The 17,012-nt window shown below is 62.0% G+C and carries 20 protein-coding genes, 1 tRNA gene and 1 pseudogene; 19 read left to right on the top strand and 3 right to left on the bottom strand.

The window, feature by feature from the left end; translation table 11 throughout:
• Positions 1–105: 105 nt before the first annotated feature.
• A complete protein-coding gene (locus D5400_RS14110) occupies positions 106–711 on the bottom strand; it encodes a S24 family peptidase (protein ID WP_425364930.1) in 606 nt (201 codons plus the stop codon).
• A 145-nt stretch (positions 712–856) separates the two neighbouring features.
• On the opposite strand from D5400_RS14110, the pseudogene D5400_RS21870 reads away from it, so the two are divergent.
• The 10 genes and pseudogenes from D5400_RS21870 to D5400_RS14070 all read left to right on the top strand — a co-directional run.
• Positions 857–1,039 (top strand): annotated as a pseudogene (locus D5400_RS21870) (hypothetical protein); the annotation flags it as partial.
• Between the two features lie 32 nt (positions 1,040–1,071).
• Positions 1,072–1,147 (top strand) — tRNA-Met (locus D5400_RS14105).
• A 151-nt stretch (positions 1,148–1,298) separates the two neighbouring features.
• Positions 1,299–1,802, top strand: a complete 504-nt coding sequence (locus tag D5400_RS14100; RefSeq protein ID WP_126010594.1) for a hypothetical protein — start codon at positions 1,299–1,301, stop codon at positions 1,800–1,802.
• Positions 1,799–2,032 carry a hypothetical protein gene (locus D5400_RS21200; RefSeq protein ID WP_164527899.1) on the top strand — a complete coding sequence of 78 codons (234 nt, stop codon included), beginning with the start codon at positions 1,799–1,801 and terminating at the stop codon, positions 2,030–2,032. Before D5400_RS14100 ends, D5400_RS21200 begins: the two co-directional genes overlap by 4 nt.
• Positions 2,025–2,525, top strand: coding sequence for a GcrA family cell cycle regulator (locus tag D5400_RS14095; protein WP_164527898.1), 501 nt, complete (start codon positions 2,025–2,027; stop codon positions 2,523–2,525). Before D5400_RS21200 ends, D5400_RS14095 begins: the two co-directional genes overlap by 8 nt.
• A gap of 2 nt (positions 2,526–2,527) precedes the next feature.
• Positions 2,528–2,860 carry a helix-turn-helix domain-containing protein gene (locus D5400_RS14090; protein WP_126010592.1) on the top strand — a complete coding sequence of 111 codons (333 nt, stop codon included), beginning with the start codon at positions 2,528–2,530 and terminating at the stop codon, positions 2,858–2,860.
• Positions 2,860–3,522: a hypothetical protein gene (locus D5400_RS14085; protein WP_126010591.1), complete on the top strand. Its 663-nt coding sequence runs from the start codon at positions 2,860–2,862 to the stop codon at positions 3,520–3,522. The genes D5400_RS14090 and D5400_RS14085 overlap by 1 nt, the downstream gene beginning before the upstream one ends.
• Positions 3,523–3,716: 194 nt before the next feature.
• Entirely contained in the window at positions 3,717–3,992 is a 276-nt protein-coding gene (locus D5400_RS21580; protein ID WP_245451561.1) for a DUF2312 domain-containing protein, read from the top strand.
• Positions 3,992–5,158, top strand: a complete 1,167-nt coding sequence (locus D5400_RS14075) for an MT-A70 family methyltransferase (protein WP_126010590.1) — start codon at positions 3,992–3,994, stop codon at positions 5,156–5,158. The genes D5400_RS21580 and D5400_RS14075 overlap by 1 nt, the downstream gene beginning before the upstream one ends.
• Positions 5,151–5,480 (top strand): hypothetical protein, encoded by a 330-nt coding sequence (locus D5400_RS14070; protein WP_126010589.1) that lies wholly within the window; start codon positions 5,151–5,153, stop codon positions 5,478–5,480. The genes D5400_RS14075 and D5400_RS14070 overlap by 8 nt, the downstream gene beginning before the upstream one ends.
• A 44-nt stretch (positions 5,481–5,524) precedes the next feature.
• Here the strand turns inward: D5400_RS14070 and D5400_RS14065 are convergent, their stop codons facing one another.
• The gene (locus D5400_RS14065) at positions 5,525–6,328 is read right to left on the bottom strand and encodes an HNH endonuclease (protein WP_126010588.1); all 804 of its coding nucleotides are present in this window, start codon (positions 6,326–6,328) and stop codon (positions 5,525–5,527) included.
• Between the two features lie 110 nt (positions 6,329–6,438).
• On the opposite strand from D5400_RS14065, the gene D5400_RS14060 reads away from it, so the two are divergent.
• The 3 genes from D5400_RS14060 to nusG are packed head-to-tail and all read left to right on the top strand — an operon-like array spanning position 6,439 to position 9,333.
• A complete protein-coding gene (locus D5400_RS14060; RefSeq protein WP_126010587.1) occupies positions 6,439–7,359 on the top strand; it encodes a hypothetical protein in 921 nt (306 codons plus the stop codon).
• Positions 7,356–8,696, top strand: coding sequence for a helix-turn-helix domain-containing protein (locus D5400_RS14055; protein ID WP_126010586.1), 1,341 nt, complete (start codon positions 7,356–7,358; stop codon positions 8,694–8,696). The genes D5400_RS14060 and D5400_RS14055 overlap by 4 nt, the downstream gene beginning before the upstream one ends.
• Complete coding sequence (nusG, locus tag D5400_RS14050; protein ID WP_164527896.1) at positions 8,677–9,333, top strand: transcription termination/antitermination protein NusG; 657 nt, start codon at positions 8,677–8,679, stop codon at positions 9,331–9,333. The genes D5400_RS14055 and nusG overlap by 20 nt, the downstream gene beginning before the upstream one ends.
• A 192-nt stretch (positions 9,334–9,525) precedes the next feature.
• Here nusG and D5400_RS14045 read toward each other — a convergent pair whose 3' ends face one another.
• Positions 9,526–10,329 carry a DUF7946 domain-containing protein gene (locus tag D5400_RS14045; RefSeq protein WP_126010584.1) on the bottom strand — a complete coding sequence of 268 codons (804 nt, stop codon included), beginning with the start codon at positions 10,327–10,329 and terminating at the stop codon, positions 9,526–9,528.
• Between the two features lie 111 nt (positions 10,330–10,440).
• Between D5400_RS14045 and D5400_RS14040 the strand changes: the two genes are divergently transcribed.
• From D5400_RS14040 to D5400_RS14015, 6 genes are all read left to right on the top strand, one after another.
• Positions 10,441–11,190 (top strand): hypothetical protein, encoded by a 750-nt coding sequence (locus D5400_RS14040; RefSeq protein ID WP_126013300.1) that lies wholly within the window; start codon positions 10,441–10,443, stop codon positions 11,188–11,190.
• A 197-nt stretch (positions 11,191–11,387) separates the two neighbouring features.
• Positions 11,388–12,077, top strand: a complete 690-nt coding sequence (locus D5400_RS14035) for a hypothetical protein (RefSeq protein WP_126010583.1) — start codon at positions 11,388–11,390, stop codon at positions 12,075–12,077.
• Positions 12,074–14,113 (top strand): phage terminase large subunit family protein, encoded by a 2,040-nt coding sequence (locus tag D5400_RS14030; protein ID WP_126010582.1) that lies wholly within the window; start codon positions 12,074–12,076, stop codon positions 14,111–14,113. The genes D5400_RS14035 and D5400_RS14030 overlap by 4 nt, the downstream gene beginning before the upstream one ends.
• Positions 14,114–14,115: 2 nt before the next feature.
• On the top strand, positions 14,116–14,361 hold the full coding sequence (gpW, locus tag D5400_RS14025; protein ID WP_126010581.1) for a gpW family head-tail joining protein: 246 nt from the start codon (positions 14,116–14,118) through the stop codon (positions 14,359–14,361).
• A complete protein-coding gene (locus D5400_RS14020; protein ID WP_126010580.1) occupies positions 14,361–16,067 on the top strand; it encodes a phage portal protein in 1,707 nt (568 codons plus the stop codon). Before gpW ends, D5400_RS14020 begins: the two co-directional genes overlap by 1 nt.
• Positions 16,064–16,960, top strand: a complete 897-nt coding sequence (locus D5400_RS14015) for a S49 family peptidase (protein ID WP_126010579.1) — start codon at positions 16,064–16,066, stop codon at positions 16,958–16,960. The genes D5400_RS14020 and D5400_RS14015 overlap by 4 nt, the downstream gene beginning before the upstream one ends.
• Positions 16,961–17,012: the final 52 nt, after the last annotated feature.

Raw genomic sequence — 17,012 nt, 5'->3', positions numbered from 1 at the left:
TTTCCCATTTTGTCAATGGGCAAAAACCCATTTTACAAGAATGCGGCCTCGCCCATAAGGCGCGATGGCGAATCAGCCCCAAGTAATTTGATGGTCTGGCGTGGATTATTCTCGGGTGACAGCAAAGACGACGCGACCGATGATCGTGACGACGTCCTCGGTGTCCGTGCCGTCATTCACCGAGATGGGCGCCTGGAAGCGAGGATCTTCCGACTCCGGCATCAGCCACAGATTGCCGTCGGCATCAGCCTGGAGCAGCTTCACGGTGTGCTCTGCTTCGCCGCCTGGTCGCTTTCTCTCAACGACATAACGCTTGCCCGGAATAGGCTCTTCATGAGCTTCGATGACGCTATTGAAGACGATAACTGTCTTCTCGGCATAGCGCCGATTCATCGATGGCCCGCGGGTCTCGGCGGCGTAAAGCCTCAGATTCCGCAATTCAGGAAGATCTGGCACCATGACCGCATAGCGATCTGTCTCTTCCCATTCCCAGCTCTCGGCAAAATGGCCTGCTTGCACGTGAGCGGCAACTTCCACACGGCGAAGGCCCGGCTCAAATGCCGTTCCCTCTTCGCCTAACAGGTAGGAGACCGGGCGATCCACAATTTTCGCAAGAGCTAAAAAATTCTCGATCGACGGCGCCCGATCGCGTTGAAGTAGATCGCGCACAAATGTTTCGCCCCGACCGGCAGCCAGCGACGCCTGTTTCATGTTCAACCCCTTGGCATCAAGGGCTGCGCGTACGCGTTTTTTCCATTCAGCTTCCATGCTTGGGATATATCCCAACGATGTGCGGTTGATCACTTGGGTTATAGCCCATTGACAAATGGGTTTTTGCCCATCAAGTTCTGCGGCCATGATCAGCGTCCAGTCGATAATCGAGAGCATTGAGCGCCACTGTCGTGAGACTGGCGTCGCGGAAACCACCTTTGGAAAGAAGGTGGTGAACGATGGAAAACTGCTGTCTCGCCTTCGTCGCGGGAAGTCGATCAGCATCGACACATACAATCGAATTTGCGCTGAGATCGAAAACTCGACCAGCGAGGTTGCCGAATGAGCCTCCTTCGTTTCCACAGCGTGGGGAAGTGGTCATCCCATCTGGTTCATACCCAGAAGATCGTCGGTTCGAATCCGGCCGCTGCAACCAGCTTTGCGTCTGCATCTGCACCCCCTTCGTTGCGCGGCCCCTGATGGCGTTCGCGTGAGCTGAATTCACCATTTGCCGAACAATCCCACCACGGGATTTCACGCCGGATAATCCCGGCGCGGGATTTCGTGTGCCTAGACGAGGGCACATCATGAGCGAACTGACGAAAGCGCCGTTCTCCGATGCCTGGTTCCACCGGCTGAAGGCGGCACAGCGCGACCTGATCAAGCGTTGCGGCGGGATCGACCGCGCTTCCGAGGTGACATCGGTCTCGCGCAGCCAGGTCGGCCGCTGGAACAATGCCGGCGATCCGGACCTGGTGACCATCCCAGCGTTGCTGATGCTTGAAGCTGAATGCGGGCAACCGCTGATCACTTCCGTGCTCGCGGGCATTGGCGGGCGGCGGCTGGCCGACCCCGACGAGCTGGACGCTGGCGGCGCAAGCTCCTGCGCGCTTTCCGCCCACGCCGAAACGATTTCGCGGGCAGGGGAGCTGATGCAGGTCGGTGCGCGTGCTCTCGCCGACGGCAAGCTGACGCCGGCGGAAGCGACCGAAATGGACCGCGCCGCCGCATCAATGGAAAACAGCGTGGCGGATCTGCGCACGGTGCTTTCTCGCGCCAAAGTGCTGCGCGTCGTGGGTGACGAGCGATGAGCGCGGCCCGGATCAATCAGCGGCGGCCGGGGCTCTACAGGCGTCCGCCTGTCGACCGGCCGTTGGACGACGCCGCGCGGCTGGATGTCGAGGCCGGTTCTTCAGCCCTTTCGCCGCTGGATCGTCATGTCGACACGATCGATTTCGCCAGCCGCTTCTGCGCGGTCAATCCTGTCGCCGACCGGTTGCCCGGCGGCCTCTTCATCGGAGGCTGTGCGAGCAATGGTTGATTGGACCAGCAGCATGGCGGAAACCGCCAGAGATCTGCGCCGCGAGGGTATGAGCTGCGGGCTCATCGCGCAACGCCTTGGAGTGAGCCGCAACGCCGTGATCGGCAAGCTCAACCGCATGGGTGTGCCTTCGCCGCGCGAGCCCGGTGGCCATGGCGGACCGGGCACCCGTATCCAGCTCGGCAAGCGTGAGGCGCCCGAAACGCCGCGCGGTCCGAAGGCCGTCAAGCTGAAGGATGATCTGGCGCCTGCCGTCAAGGCGTCGGCAGCCGGCCTGGATGCCGAACGGCTGGCGAAGGACATCAGCCTTGCGCAGTTGGGAGGCTTTGCCTGCCACTTCCCGGTGAGCGGTCATCAGGTGGCTGCCGATGAACATCGGTTCTGCGGCCTGCCAGTGGCGGACCGCGACGCCGGCGAGCTGAAGCTCAACCGTCCATACTGCGCTCACCATGCTGCCCGGGCTCGGGCACGCGACGGACAAGCGGGGGCGTAACGATGGCTGCGCCCTTTCAGAATATGGTCGGTGTGCAGGTGAGCGTGACGGCGCGGGCAAAGGCCGTGCTGGACACCCAAGCGCAGGCGCGCGGCTACTCGATCTCCGCCTGGTGCGGCCTGCTCTTCGACATGGCGTTCGCAGCGGTCTGCGCGCGCGAGAAGGGCGCCATTCATACCGATGCGGATCTCGACGCGATCGTCGGTGCCTGCCTGCTGCTGCATGCGCGCGCCGAGTGGGACACGGCTGAGATCGCCCAGAAGCTGGGCGTCACGGAAGCGACTGTGGTGCGCATCCTCGACAAGTGGCGCGATTACCGGCGGGGCGAGGTGTGATGGCCGGATCATCAGCGGAACGCGAACTGCGCGACTTTGTCGTGAGCCGACTGCGGGAATTGTTTCCGACGGCGCGGATCGTCCACGAGCTCAACGTAGCCGGGACGGGATCGAACAGAATCGATGTCGCGGCGGTCACTCGCCAAGCGATCATCGGCGTCGAGATCAAATCCGAGAAAGACACGCTGAAGCGGCTCGACGAGCAGTGGGACGCCTTCAGCAAGTGCTGCCACTTCGTCTTCGTCGCGGCACATGAAAAGCATTTCGCAGAGTACCGTGAGCCATGGATGAGCGATGGTTCACCCTCGGAGATCGATCTCAATCACCCGGCTTTTCTCGGCGTCTACAGACGGCGGCGGCACTGCTGGCGCTATCCGACGCCAATCCCTCAGTACTGGTCGAGAGCTTTCGATCCTTTCAAGGATGTCCGTTTGCAGCCCCGAGCCAGCGCCCTTCTCGGACTGCTCTGGCGCGAGGAGCTTTGCGACGAAGCTCGGCGGCATTCGGTTTCGGTCGGCTCGCGGGCAACCCGACACTCCATGATCTGCGAGATGGTCTGGCGCATGACAGGCCGTGAGATCGCAGAGGCCGTGTGCCGGCAGCTCCGACAGCGGTCGTTTGCAGAGGCTGACACGCCGATCGCCGACGAGGGGGGTGCGTGATGGCCGATTACGATCCTTTCAGCCCGCGCAATCCGAAAGCGTCCGCTTCTAAACCGGCCAAGGCGAAGCGCGGCAAGGCGGCGGCTGCTGCCGATGATTCCGAGATGACTGTGACGATAACGCTGCCGCACGGCACCGAGACGCCGCCGGCGACGCTGTCGCAGCTCAAAGAGGCAGTCGACGCGGTGGAGGCTGTGCAGCGCGAGGCGCCATCGCCTTACACGAACGGGGTTGCGCGCGACCAGCTGCGGGCGTTCGTCGAACGGATCGAACGGCTCGAGGAAGAAAAGAAGGCGATCGCCGACGACATCAAGGTTGTCTATTCCGAGGCGAAGGGCTGCGGTTTCGACACCAAGGCGCTTCGGCGGGTGATCGCGTTGCGCAAGCTCGATCCGGACGAGCGGGCCGAGCAAGAGGCGATTCTCGACACCTATCTCGTCGCGCTCGGCATGATGCCGGAGCACGGCTGATGAAGTATCAGCTCCTCCCGCCACTTTCCGACGATGACCGCGCCGCGCTCAAAGCCTCGATCGTCGCGCATGGCGTGCTCGTACCGGTCGAATATGACGAGGATGGCAACATCCTCGACGGGCATAACCGCGTGGCGATCTGCGAGAGCCTCGGCCTCGTCGACTGGCCGCGTTTCGTGCGCAAGGGGCTTGCGGAGGAAGAGAAGCGGACGCTGGCGCGCGAGCTGAACGTTTCGCGGCGGCACCTCACGGCAGCCCAGAAGCGCGACCTGATCGCGGACCAGCTGCGGGACACGCCTTCGATCTCGTCGCGCGCGATCGCGCAGATGCTGGCCGTCGATCACAAGACCGTGGCGAAGGTGCGCAAGAGCCTCGTCGCTGGTGGGGAAATTCCCCACCATGAGGAAGTCGAGGGGCGCGACGGCGTCGTGCAGCCGGCGCGAAAGCCGATCCGCACGGCTTTCCTGCCCGAGCCGGACAACGCCCGCGAGCTGATGGCGACCGCCAAGTCGATTCGCGATCGCCAACGTGAGCATGGGCGGCGGGTTCGAACCGACCTGATCAACGAAATCGCCGCGCGCGGAACCGTCCAGGCCGGCACGATGCCGGTCGCGGCTTATCCGATCCTGTATGCCGACCCGGCCTGGGAACAGGAAGCGTGGTCGGATGAGACCGGGCAGGACCGGGGGCTGATGTACCCGGCCATGGATCTCGACGCGATCAAGGAGCTCTGCGTCGGAAAGACCTCGCCGGCGACGCGCGATGCGGTGTGCTTTCTCTGGGTAACGGCGAACCGAACCGATGACGGGGTCGACGTTCTGCGCGCATGGGGCTTCGACTTCGTCACCTGCATGATCTGGGACAAGATCGACATCGGCATGGGGCGGTGGGTGCGGGACCGGCACGAGCTGCTGCTGATCGGCAAGCGCGGCGATTTTCCGGCGCCGCTGCCGGGCACGCAGGCGGCTTCCGTCCATGCGGAAAAGACGGGCCGGCACTCGGCCAAGCCGCGCTTCTTCGCGGAGATGATCGAGCGGCTCTATCCCGACATGCGCAAGCTGGAGCTTTTCCAGCGTGAGGCATCGCTCGCGCCGGACGACGTGCGCCGCAATGGCAGCTGGTCGTTCTGGGGCTTCGAGGCAGGCGAGGGCGGTTCCGATGGATGACCTTCTGCCGATCATCGAAGGCCTGCGCGACGCTGCCAGCGACGGGGCACGGGCGGACATGCTGCTTCGGATGCCGCTGGAGATCCTGCTCAAGCGCGAGCTGCAGATCCGCGCGGAGCTGGAGCGCCTGAAGTTTCAGCCCGGCCTCGACTGGCTCGCAGTCGAGATCTCCGCGCTTCGCCGGACGCGCAGCGAATATGGCGAACTCGGCTTTTCAACAGACAGAGCACTTCTCGGCGCGCGGCTTTCGCTCGCCGCGGTGCGGGACAAGCGGGACCGGGCGCCCGCGACGACAGGGGGCGCGGTTTCATGCAGCCAATGATTATCAAAGGAGCTTCGAGGGCCGCCTTTTCCTCTCGTGCACCATTAAGGCTCAATCTGCGGCATACGCTTCAGAAGCGCCGCATTGTAGATCGCGCCGTCTTCGCCGTGATGCGTTCGAGTATGGCAATTCGGGCAAAGAGCGATCACGAAACGAGGATGGTCGGGACCACCATCACTTGCTCTTCTCAGATGGTGTGGCTCCAAGTACGGCGAGCCGTCTCGGCGCATGAATGGGGCGGGTTGGCTACAGCCCTCACAGTCGCCGTTTGCGCGTGCGAGCACGTAGGCTCGAACATCGGCGGATCGCTGATAAATTGTACGCATGCTTTGCCCGCGAACTCCGGACAGGCTCGCTGCCTCGAACGCGCGGCGACGAAGCTCGTCCATGTTGCCAATTGGCAGCTCTATCGTCTCCGCCGCTTCGACAACGTTTTCGATTGGGTGCAATTCAAAGATAATCGCCGAGCGCTTAGCGTCGTCGCGGTCCTTCGACTGACCTCGGCGCCAGCCCGCGCAGATGTATTGCCCCATGTAAGTGATCGAGCGCTCGGGATAGGCCTTTTCGAACCAGAGAAGATCTTTGCCATTTGCGACGTGCTCAGCCAGCGCCAAGTTTCCGCGGACCATCTGCATTTCGCCTACCTGTCCCTCGCCGAAATAGTCGATCCGGCCGTCATCATAATGGATGTCGTCGTAGCCGTACTCGGCGCCGCGCTTTCCTGTCATGATGAAGATGACGTTGTGATTGGCGGGTGTAATGATGCCGCCCTGCTGCTGGCCGCCAAAGCGAGCATGGATATCCTGTCGGCGGTTGTATTTCTGACCGCGCACAAAGCCCCAAGCCATAAAGCTCTCTCCCCCGTTACCGGCCGAGATTGCCGTCTTTCTCTCAGATTGCAACCTCCGGGTGGCGGCAAGTCGCTTCCTCATGCGGAGCGGCGAGAGGGGGTGCCGTTGTGACGACTGTTTTCGAGCTTTCATCACCCAAGCCGGCAAAGCTCCCACGGGTCCGCCGCGGCGGCTGGTCTTGGGGGCCAGTCGATGGTGTGAAACTTCGGGTACTTTCGAACGGCGGCGGCATCCAGTCGACGACGCTCATCCTGATGATGTGCGTTGGCGAGCTTCCGTGGGTTGATCACATCATTCATGCCGATGTCGGCGACGAAAGCGATGCGACCTACGCGCAGCTCGATTGGCTCGATGGACAGATCAAGCGCTACAGCAATGGGCGCGTGGGCACACATCGGGTCAGCCGGGGTGGCAGCCTCTCAGACCGAATTCGCAACCGATCTGCTGGTCGCGGGGTCATCAATAATGATCGATTTGTCAGCGCGCCTTTCTTCACTTCTGGCGGCAAAAGCGGTCGCGGCGGCCAGGGGAAGAGGCAGTGCACCCGAGAGTTCAAGATCGAGCCGCTGGAGAAGAAGCAGCGGGAACTGCTCGGCTTTAGACCTCGGCAGCGAATACCCTCCGGTTCCTGTGAGGTGTGGATTGGGATCTCGACCGACGAGGTTGTTCGTGCGGGCGCTGCATTCACGTCGTGGACAGTGAACCGCTATCCGCTTCTCGAAAAACGCATGTCCCGACGTGACTGTGTTGCTTGGCTGCAAGCACACGATTTTCCCGTCCCTCCCAAGAGCGCCTGCATCTTTTGCCCCTACAAGACGAATGCGGAGTGGCGATGGCTTCGGGACAACGATCCGAAAGCTTGGGCTGACGCTGTCGAAATCGACCGGCTCATCCGCGAGACACCTGGGATGCGCGAGCGCGAGTATCTCCACCGAGATCGTGTTCCACTGGATCAGGTTGATTTGTCGACTGATGAAGAACGTGGGCAGGGGATGCTCATGATCTGTGAAGCCGGGTGCGGGCTGTGAGTGCGCGTCTCCTCGGGCTCGGCTTTGGCTGCGACATGGGCACGCCGTGCCGCAAGCTGATCCTGCTCAAGCTGATTGACGCCTGCGATGACGATGGCAGCCGGATATTCCCGGCGGTCGCCACGATCGCGCGCGCGGCGCAATGCTCCACAAGGCAGGTGCAGCGCGAGCTTTCCACGATGGTCGATATCGGCCTGCTGGCGATCGTGCGCGCCGGCGGCTGCGGCCCGAAATCTACTCGCGAATATGCCATGGACCTGACCGTGCTGCGGCGGATTGAGGCGGACGGCTGGAATGCGGTCTCCGCACAGACGCCTGCAAATAAGGGTGACACGGTGTCACCCTTAGCGGATGACGACGATGCGCCTAAGGGTGACACCGGCGACACGCTAAGGGTGACACCGGCGAAAGATAAGGGTGACTCCCATTGTCACCCAACCCCTCCTTACCCCTCCAAAGACCCCTCAGAGAGAGAGGCGCGCGAGCGCGGGATCGATTCCGATCTGGAAGGGCAGGACGAAGGCGAGACCGTCCAGGCCGACAGATCGAAGGCCGATGAGCCGAAAACATGCGATCGACCGGGAACGGCCGATTTCGAGAAGCGCGTCATGCGGCTCTGCAACGGTCGGGGCTTCGACGCTGGTCCGTGGAAGAACTGGGACACCTCGTCGCCTGGGCATGTGGCGCGGCAATACGCCAAGCTGACGGCCGACGAGCGTCTTGAGGCCGAGCGGTGGCGGGACGCCTATCTGCGGGACGTCGAGCGGCGCAAGAAACAGCCAATTCCGATCGCGAACTATCTGCGCGACAAGCTCTGGAACGGGCTGGACCCGAAGATCCTGGAGCGCGCGGAGAAGGCGGCGATGGCGGCGAAGGGCCATGCGCCAAGCGATCAGGCGGCACCCTTTGGCAAGGCATGGGGCGCGTTTCGCTTCATCGATCTTCTGAAGCCGCATGGGCCGCTGCCGAAGCCTTCGCTGTTCATCCAGACGATGATCGAGCGAGGCGGAGACGAGGGCGAGCGCTACCGGCTTCAGCACCTCGCAACGCATGGCTGGCCGCTGGTGAACCGGATGCACTCTCAAGCAACGCAGGGGCGCGGATGGCAGGTGGGCGCGGCGGCGCTGGCGCTATCGGACAGCTTCGAAAAGGTGCGCAGCGGCTCGGCAGAGTGGGACGCCTGGCGCACGCTCCATGAGCGGCGGGGCTGGCCATGGCTGCCGGATGGACCGGACTGGATCTGGATGCCGGCGGGCGAGGACCCGGATGCGGCGATGGCGGAATTCGAGAAGGCAGTGAAGACGAGGGATGCGGACGATGATGATGAAGCGGCTTGAGACCGGATTCGCCGATGCCGAGGCAGCGCTGCGCAGGATGCAAAAGACGGCCAACCTTCGCTCGATCGAGGCCAGCTTCCTCACGATGGCCAACCGGCACCAGCCCGGCGAGCGGCGCTGGTACGCACTCGTGGTGCAGAACGGGCATGAGAAGGACGTGGCGGAGCGGCTCGACAAGGCGGATATCCACAGCTGGATTCCTATGCGGAAGCGGAAGATGGTGCGCTGTCGTGGTCGGAAAAAGCCGTCTGTCGATGCACCTGTCATCACCGGATTCGTGTTCGTGCATGTGGTGCCTGGCGCTGCCTGTTTTGCTGGTCTTCGCGGCGTCAAAGACGTGATCTGGATCGTCGGTGCGGGTGAGCAGCCGATGCCCATTCGGTTGAAAGAGATGGAGGCTTTCAAGGACTTGGCAGCCGGAGGAGCGTTCGACTATGGCCGCGTTCCTATAGATGCGAAGGCCTTCAAGATCGGCGTGACGGTGGCCATCAAGGATGGGCCATTCGGTTCGTTCAAGGGGCGTATCGAGGCGTTGGGCGCTGGCTCGAACAAGGATGCGGCACTGGTGCTGATCGACGTGCTCGGACGTGCGTGTCCTTCATGGCTGCCTCTTGCGTTGATCAAGCGACTCGATTAGCGAATCTCAATCAGGACGACCATCGATCTGCGTGCAGCGACTGAGGGCATCGGCTAGACCGATCCCGACCGAGGCCAAACCTCATCGCCGAGCACCTGGTGCGCCCAGCCAACCCAAACGCGGTTGGCGCCAATGGCGGCTTGTGTCTCTTCATGAATTTGCGGCTAGATCACTCATGTTTTTCGCCATACATCAGTTGCGAATTACCCGATGAAGGCGATAGCGCTTAATATAACCTGCACTGTCAGTGACTTCCGATACGAGCAGCTTCGTAGGTGCAAATATACCACGCGCAACTTGCCCCAGATTGTCTGCCAACGCGGTATTCTGTGTAGGGGGAAGTCGGTCTATCGGCATAAAAGGAACGGAGACGGCGTCGAGGCTTTTTATAAGTCGACCAGTACCAGTACGCGCGTTAAATCGGCTGATAGCGCAGTCGACGATCTGCGTTTCGTCGCTTATTAATTCAGTTTCTAAATAGTTGAGCGTTGACTCGTTGAACGTGACAAGAGTCGTTCTGCCAGACATGACGTGTACATTGAGGCCTTGATGCTTGACGGGCGAATGTGCCCGCCTTAGCGCCTCGTCGAGTTTTTCTTGTAGGTCGTCATTTTCTCGCTCAAGCTCCCGTGCTCTCTTTATAGATTTTCGGTACTTCAGAGCGTACCGGCCTCCGACGCCGGTCAGGAGCACCCATTTAAGCAAGTCGTAAAGTGCATTTTTTCCTAGATCGTTCGCGACCTGCATCACGGTTTGGTCGGTGATCACTAGCTGGATTGCTTGCTCCCAGCTTCCCGTCTTCGATTTTCCTAGCACCAAGCGGAAACCTTTGGCTGAAGGGGCTTGGGTAAGGATGTCTTTGTTGAAGAAGGCGTGAAAGCCAATCAGAAGGATTTGGGAAATACCGAATAGGGATTGCGCTCCGTAGTAATGATCTAAGCCGTCAAACTCCTTCGCGCCACTGTCGTATTTAATCGTGAAATTGAATTCGCCCATCTCATGCCCCCCACTGACGGAGAAACATTAGTCAGTGGATGTAAACCATCCATGAATAGCACCGTAAGTTGTATCGATATCAGCTTCAATGTCCTCGCACGGGTTGTCATGATGCAGGGAGCATCCGTTAAATTCGACACGCGCCAGCTGGTAAGGCGCATAGGGACAATCGAACGGCAGCAACTGCCTTACGCAACGATGCTGGCGCTAAACGAGACGGTGAAGGGTGCGCGGGTCGCCGTTCAACAGGAGATGGATCGCGTCTTCGACCGCCCGACACCTTTTTCCAAGCGCGGTGTGGTCTATGAGCGGGCACAGAAGACAGATCTCCGAGCGTCGGTTGTTCTTTATGGAAGCCGATCGCGGGGCGGGCTGCCTCCTGCGGCTTTTCTGGGCCCACAAATCGAAGGCGGCATGCGATCGCTGAAGAGTTTCGAGAAGCAACTCCTTTCACGCGGCATGATGCCTCAAGGCCGTGTCACTGTGCCTGCGGGAAAGACGCCGCTGAATCGCTACGGCAACGTCACGCAGGGTTTTCTCAACCGGGTCATGGCCGATCTTCAGGTCGGCTATCGCGGGGCCGGTGCGACCCGGGCTCGCACCGATCAATCTCTGAAGCGCAACAGGAACTACAAGCAGGCGCGGTTCTTTGTGCCGAAGCGCGGCTCCCAGCTCTATCCGGGCGTCTATCAGCGAGATCCACGCAACCAGAAAATCTTCCCAGTGCTGCTGTTCGTGCCGGCTCGGGCTTATCGCAAGCTGCTGCAGTTCCACGAAGTGGTCGCACGTTATGCCGAGGCAAACCTTGCCGAGCATTTCGCACGGGCTTTCGATCGGGCAATGGCGACAGCAAGGCGGTAGGCCTGATGGCAGGCAGCCGCTCGGCCCAAGTGACTGACACAAGACGAAAACCGCGGTGCACAAAGCGGCGGGTCCTTCCTGGCCAAACTCGCCGCGCGGGGATTTCGGACGGCTTGGTGTCAGCAGTCTGAGGCGAAATCAAAAGCCTAAAGTCAGAGCCTAAAGACCAATCCTAAAGAGTTGGGTTCGCTAAAGTCATGACCGCCCTGGAGACGGCTGAGATAGTGACGAAGGGCGAGTTCGCGGCGGCGATCGGCGTTTCGCCAGGTCGCGTCTCGCAGTACATCGCGGAGCGCAAGATCTTCGGCTCGGCTCTCAGGGGTGAGGGACGCGCAGCGCGCATCCATCTGCCGACAGCGCGGGCACAACTTCAGAAGACGCTTGAACCGTCGCAGCATCTCGGCGGCAACGGTCAAGCATTCCGCGGGACGCTTTTCGAACCAGCAAGTTCAGCGGGTGAGCGATTGGCGCAGGCTGAGCTTCCTGCGCGGCGTCCAGTCGCCGCGTCGCCGTCGCTGATCGTTGAGCCGCCCCTCGACGACATCGCGGCCGAGCGGCTGAAACAGATGCGCATCAAGACTGCGCAGGCCGAGCGGCAGGAAGCACTTGAGCGCGGCCGTTACATGCTGGCCGAAGCAGCGCGCCGCGAGATGGGCAAGGCGGTCGGCGAGGCCTTCAAGGTCATGGAGCGGGGACTGCAAGACATGGCGGCTGAGCTCGCAGAGCAGTTCTCGCTGCCGCAACGCGATGTCCATCACGCTCTGCAGAAAGCTTTTCGCTCCGTGCGCGTCGAGGCAGCCTCAAGGTTTCGTGCACAGGCCGACAGCGAACCGGAGCTGGTCGCAGATCCCGCATCGACCGATGCCGACGATGAAGCCGCTGCATGACCGCGCTCTTCAATCCCGCCCGGATCGCTTACGAGGCGCTCGCGGCCGCAACCCAACCGCCGCCGCCCGTTGACTATCTGACCTGGGCAAAAGCCAACATCGTGTTTTCAGAGCGCATATCTGCGTTTCCCGGACCCTACAATGAGGCGCTCTTCCCGTTCTTCTCGGAGATCCTGAAGGCGCTAGCACCGGACGACCCATGCTCGATCGTAACACTGCGCAAGTCGGCACAGGTCGGTGGCACGATCCTCGCCAACATCTTCACGCTCGGCACGATCGACATGGATCCGTGCGATTTCCTGTACGTCCACCCGACTGAAGAGAACGCCTCGCGCTGGTCGAAGACGAAGCTGATGCCGCTGGTGCGCGAAACCGATGCGATTCGGGCGCTCTTCAGCGAGACGAGCCGCGATGGCGGCAATTCGATCCTCTATAAAGAACGCGTCGATGGGCGCGGCGCCATCCAGGCCGCCGGTGCCAACTCGCCAGCCGGCCTGTCGATGATTTCGCCCCGAAAGCAAGTCCAGGACGATCTGGCCAAGTGGGCGATGAACGAGGCCGGGGATCCGGAGACCCAAGCCGACAGCCGCTCCAAGGCATTCTTCAACCGCAAGGTCTTCAAGATCTCGACGCCGTTGATCGCCCCTGGCTGTCGTGTGAGCAGCAATTTCAGCACGGGATCGGAAGAGGCGTATCACGTCCCTTGTCCGCATTGCTCGGAGCTACAGGAACTTCGCTGGGAAAACATGCGGGATCACCTCGATCCCGATCGACCTGAGACCGCGCACTTCGTCTGCATCCATTGCGGCTGCGAGATTCACGAGCGCCATCGAGTCTGGATGGTGGACCCGGCCAACGGCGCGCACTGGGTGGCGAAGTATCCGGAACGGGCGCGATATCACCGGTCTTTCCACATCTGGGTCGCCTATTCGCCGCTCGAATCCTGGGACGCGCTCGCTCGCGCCTGGGTGAAAGTGCAAAGCGGAGGGCCCGACGACCGGGAGAAGTCGGCCGGTGCCGAACAGGTTTTCTGGAACGACTGGCTCGGTCTGCCTTTCGAGGTCGACAATCGTGCCGTCGCCTGGGAAGATCTGCGGGACCGAGCCGAACGGATGGGAACGCCGCGCGGAACGGTGCCAGCCGATATGCTGGTGCTCACGCTCGGGATTGACGTCCAGGGCGATCGCGTCGAATGGCTTCTCCGCGGCTGGGGCCGCAACCGGACAAGCGCGATCGTCGATTTTGGTGTGATCGATAGCCGAGCAGGCAGCCACCTCGCGGAGCGGCGCGAACACAGCGGTCACATCTCCGAGCCCGAAGTGAGGGCCGCCCTCGATCAGCTCCTGAAGCGGACATGGCTCGACGAGAACGGCATCGCGCGGTCCGTCGACCTGACTGCGATCGACGGCAACGCCTACACCGAAGACGTCTGGCAATGGGTGCGGCGCCATCCGATCACGCGAGTGATCATGGTGCGTGGTGACAATCGCGACACGGCCCCCATGCTGTCGCAGGTTCGCGAATTCGACCGCAAGGGCGCTCCTAAAAAGAACAAGTGGGCGCGGCGCTTTTTCAACTTCAATGCCTCCGTGATGAAGATGGGGCTCTATCGCAGTTACCGGAAGGACGATCCGACCCAGGCAGGCTTCATCGGGTTTGCAGCCGGTCTAGGCGACGACTTTTTCGAACAGGCGACATCCGAGATACGCATCGCCGAAAAGACGCGGAGCGGCCATGCCCGCTACATCTGGAAGCTGCCATCCGGCCGGCGCAACGAGGCGCTCGATATGATGAACCAGGCGCAGGCGGCGGCGATCCGGCTCGGCGTTAATTACTGGACCGACGATCAGTGGGACGCGATCGCAGAGCGGATCGCTGCCATGGAGCCGCCGGTGCAGCCGGACCTCGAAGATCTGATCAGCCCGGTCGGGGCGCCAGTCCGGGCGCAGAGTGACGGAAGGGCAAAAAGCGGCGCCCTCGTGGCGGCTGCTCTCGCTCGGGCCGAACGCGCGGCCCAGCGCAACAGAAAGCGATGACAATGTCGATCAATCAGGTTCTCACGGTGGAGGAGCGCGCCGTCGTCGTCTCCCAACTCGCTGAGGCACAGGCAGCTCTGCATCGCGTCGAGATCGGCGGCCAGACCGCGAGTGTCGCCTATGATGGCGAGAGCGTCAGCTACAGCCCGGCCAATGTCGGTCAGTTGCGGCACTATGTGCGGACCCTGGAGGCAAAGCTCGGTCTGCGGGCATCCGCGCGGGCGCGTTCGCGAGGGGTGCGCTTCTGATGGCTGACACCCGTCCCGTCATTTACGGCGCCGATGGCGAGCCCGTCCCAGCCCATCTTCGCCGCGCAGCTCGCGTTCGCAACGCTCGCTCCGGCCTTCAGGGCAGCTATCAGGGTGCCTCACACGATCACCCGTCCTTCGCAAACTGGAACGCCGGAACCTATTCCGGACAGTCCGCGCTTTCGTATTCCCGTCCCGCGCTGGCCGACCGTCTGAACGATCTTGCCCGCAACGATGGCTGGGGCGCAGCCGGTACGTCGCGCCTCGTCGACAACATCGTCGGCTCGGGTTGGACGCTCTCGGCTAAACCGAATTATCGGTCGCTCAACATGAGCTACGAGCAGGCCGAGGACTGTGCCGACAGGATCGAGGCGCTGTGGCGCGATTACACCCAAGACGTCGACAAATGGTGCGACGCCGAGCGCTCCAAGTCGATGGCGGGGCTTCTCGGTCTTGCAGCACGGAACCGCTTCGGCCCTGAAGGCGAGGCCTTTGGGCTCCTTGTCTGGCACGAGAATGCTCCGCATTTCCAGACCGCGATCCAGATCGTCGATCCCGCCCGCTGCTCGAATCCCATGGGCAGGCTCGATGAAGAATTTCTGCGCGACGGCGTCGCGATCGATATTTACGGAGCGCCGACCGGCTATCATTTCCGCCGGTCTCACCCGGGCGACTATTTCCATGGCCGCGCCAATCTCTGGCAGTGGGACTATATCGAACGCCAGACCGAGTGGGGCCGTCCGGTCGTCATCCATGCCTTCGAGCAGAAGCGGGCGGGCATGACACGCGGCGTCTCCGACTGGGCGCCGGTGATGCGTTCGATCAAACAGTCGACCGACTACGAGGACTATGAAAGCCAGGCGGCACTTCTGAATGCCGTAATGGCCGCATTTATTGAAACGCCCTTCGACCCGGAGGAATTGCTCGACGCGCTCGGCAGCGACGGAAGCCAGTCGGCGGTGGCCGGTATGTTCGGTGAGATCGCCAACGCGCAGAAGGCGTTCTATGGCGCGGCTCCGATCGATCTTCCAGGTGTGCGTATCAACACGCTTCAGCCCGGCGAAAAGGCCACGCTGACGAGGCCCGAGCATCCGAACGCGAACTTCGAAGTCTTCGTCAATGCAGCGCTGCGCAAGATCGCGAGTGCGATCGGCCTGACCTATGAGCAGCTCACCATGGACTGGTCGCAGGTCAACTATTCATCCGCGCGCGCGGCACTTCTCGAAATCTGGCGCGGCCTTACGGCCAAGAAGGGCGGCTTCGCCTCCCAATTCATGGCGCCGATCTATCGCGCGTTCCTCGAGGAGATCTTCGACAAGGGTCTGGTTGAGCTTCCGTCGGGTGCCGTCTCCTTCGAAGAAAACCCGGCTGCCTGGTGCCATGCGGAATGGATCGGGCCCGGCCGTGGCTGGATCGATCCGCTTCGCGAAGCACAGGCTGCGAGCCAGCGGCTGGAAAGCCATCTGACCACGCGTCAGCAGGAAGCGGCCGAACAAGGGCGCGACTGGAAAATGGACGCGGAACAGCGGGCGCGCGAAGAGCGCTATTACAGCGAACTCGGTCTGACGATACCAGAGGCTGGCGGACAGCCGCGGCCGACGTCGCAAAATGCCGATGTCGATCAGGATGAAGAGATCGAAGACGACGTCAACGGTCGCCGTAAAGCCCATGGCATTCCGACGATCCGGAGGAACTCTGCCCGATGATTGCCATGCCGGAAATCGCTGCGCGGATGTTCAATACACCACTGATGCTTGACGTCGCCAAGGCCGATGTCATCGCGCGCGCCTTCGGACCCCGTATCCTTGGCGGGGCGGTCGACATCGACCTTCAGGGCGTCGGCGACATGGGCATCCTGCCACAGCGGCTCAACCGCTGGCGCGCGTCGGACGGGACCAGCGCCGCCACGCCTCACCGGATCGGCGCGGTCGCACTGATCGAGGTCGAAGGATCCCTTGCCAACAAGGGAACCCACATAGGCCAATCCTCCGGCGTCACGAGCTATGAGGGGATCGCGGCGCAGCTGGAGGAAGTGGCGAGCGATGACAGCATCAAGGGGCTAGTCGTCGAGGTCGACAGTTTCGGGGGTATGGTCGACGGCTGTTTTGCCTGCGCCGAGAAGCTGCATCGTCTGTCGCTTCAGAAGCCGACGATCGCCATCCTGACCGACCACGCCTGTTCGGCTGCCTACCTCATCGCTTCAGCCTGCCGCTCGATCATCATTCCGTCCACCGGTTTTGCCGGCTCGATCGGCGTCATCTCCATGCATGTCGACATGAGCGGCGCGGCTGCCAAGCAAGGAATGACCGTCACGATCCTGCGTGCTGGCGCCAAGAAGGCGAAACCGGGACCGTTCGAAGCGATGAGCGAGGAGGAATACGCCGAGAGCATCGCCGAGATGGAGGCCATGCGCGTCGAATTCGCAGACGCTGTCGGCCGATATCGGGGATCGCGTCTGACACGAGACGACGCGCTTGCGACCGAGGCGGCCGTCTATCGCGGTGCCAAAGCCGTTGCTGTCGGCCTGGTCGACGCCGTAGCGCTGCCGGAAGACGCGCTCGCCGCGTTCATTGCAGAGATGGACGCCGCCGGCGTCTGAGACTGAACCACCCACAAAGAAACTTCCCCAAAACCCAGGAGACTTGGATGTC

Source organism: Georhizobium profundi (assembly GCF_003952725.1).
Taxonomy (GTDB): domain Bacteria; phylum Pseudomonadota; class Alphaproteobacteria; order Rhizobiales; family Rhizobiaceae; genus Georhizobium; species Georhizobium profundi.
Note: the sequence above shows the minus strand (reverse complement) of the source record. Positions and strands in the feature narration are given on the sequence as shown.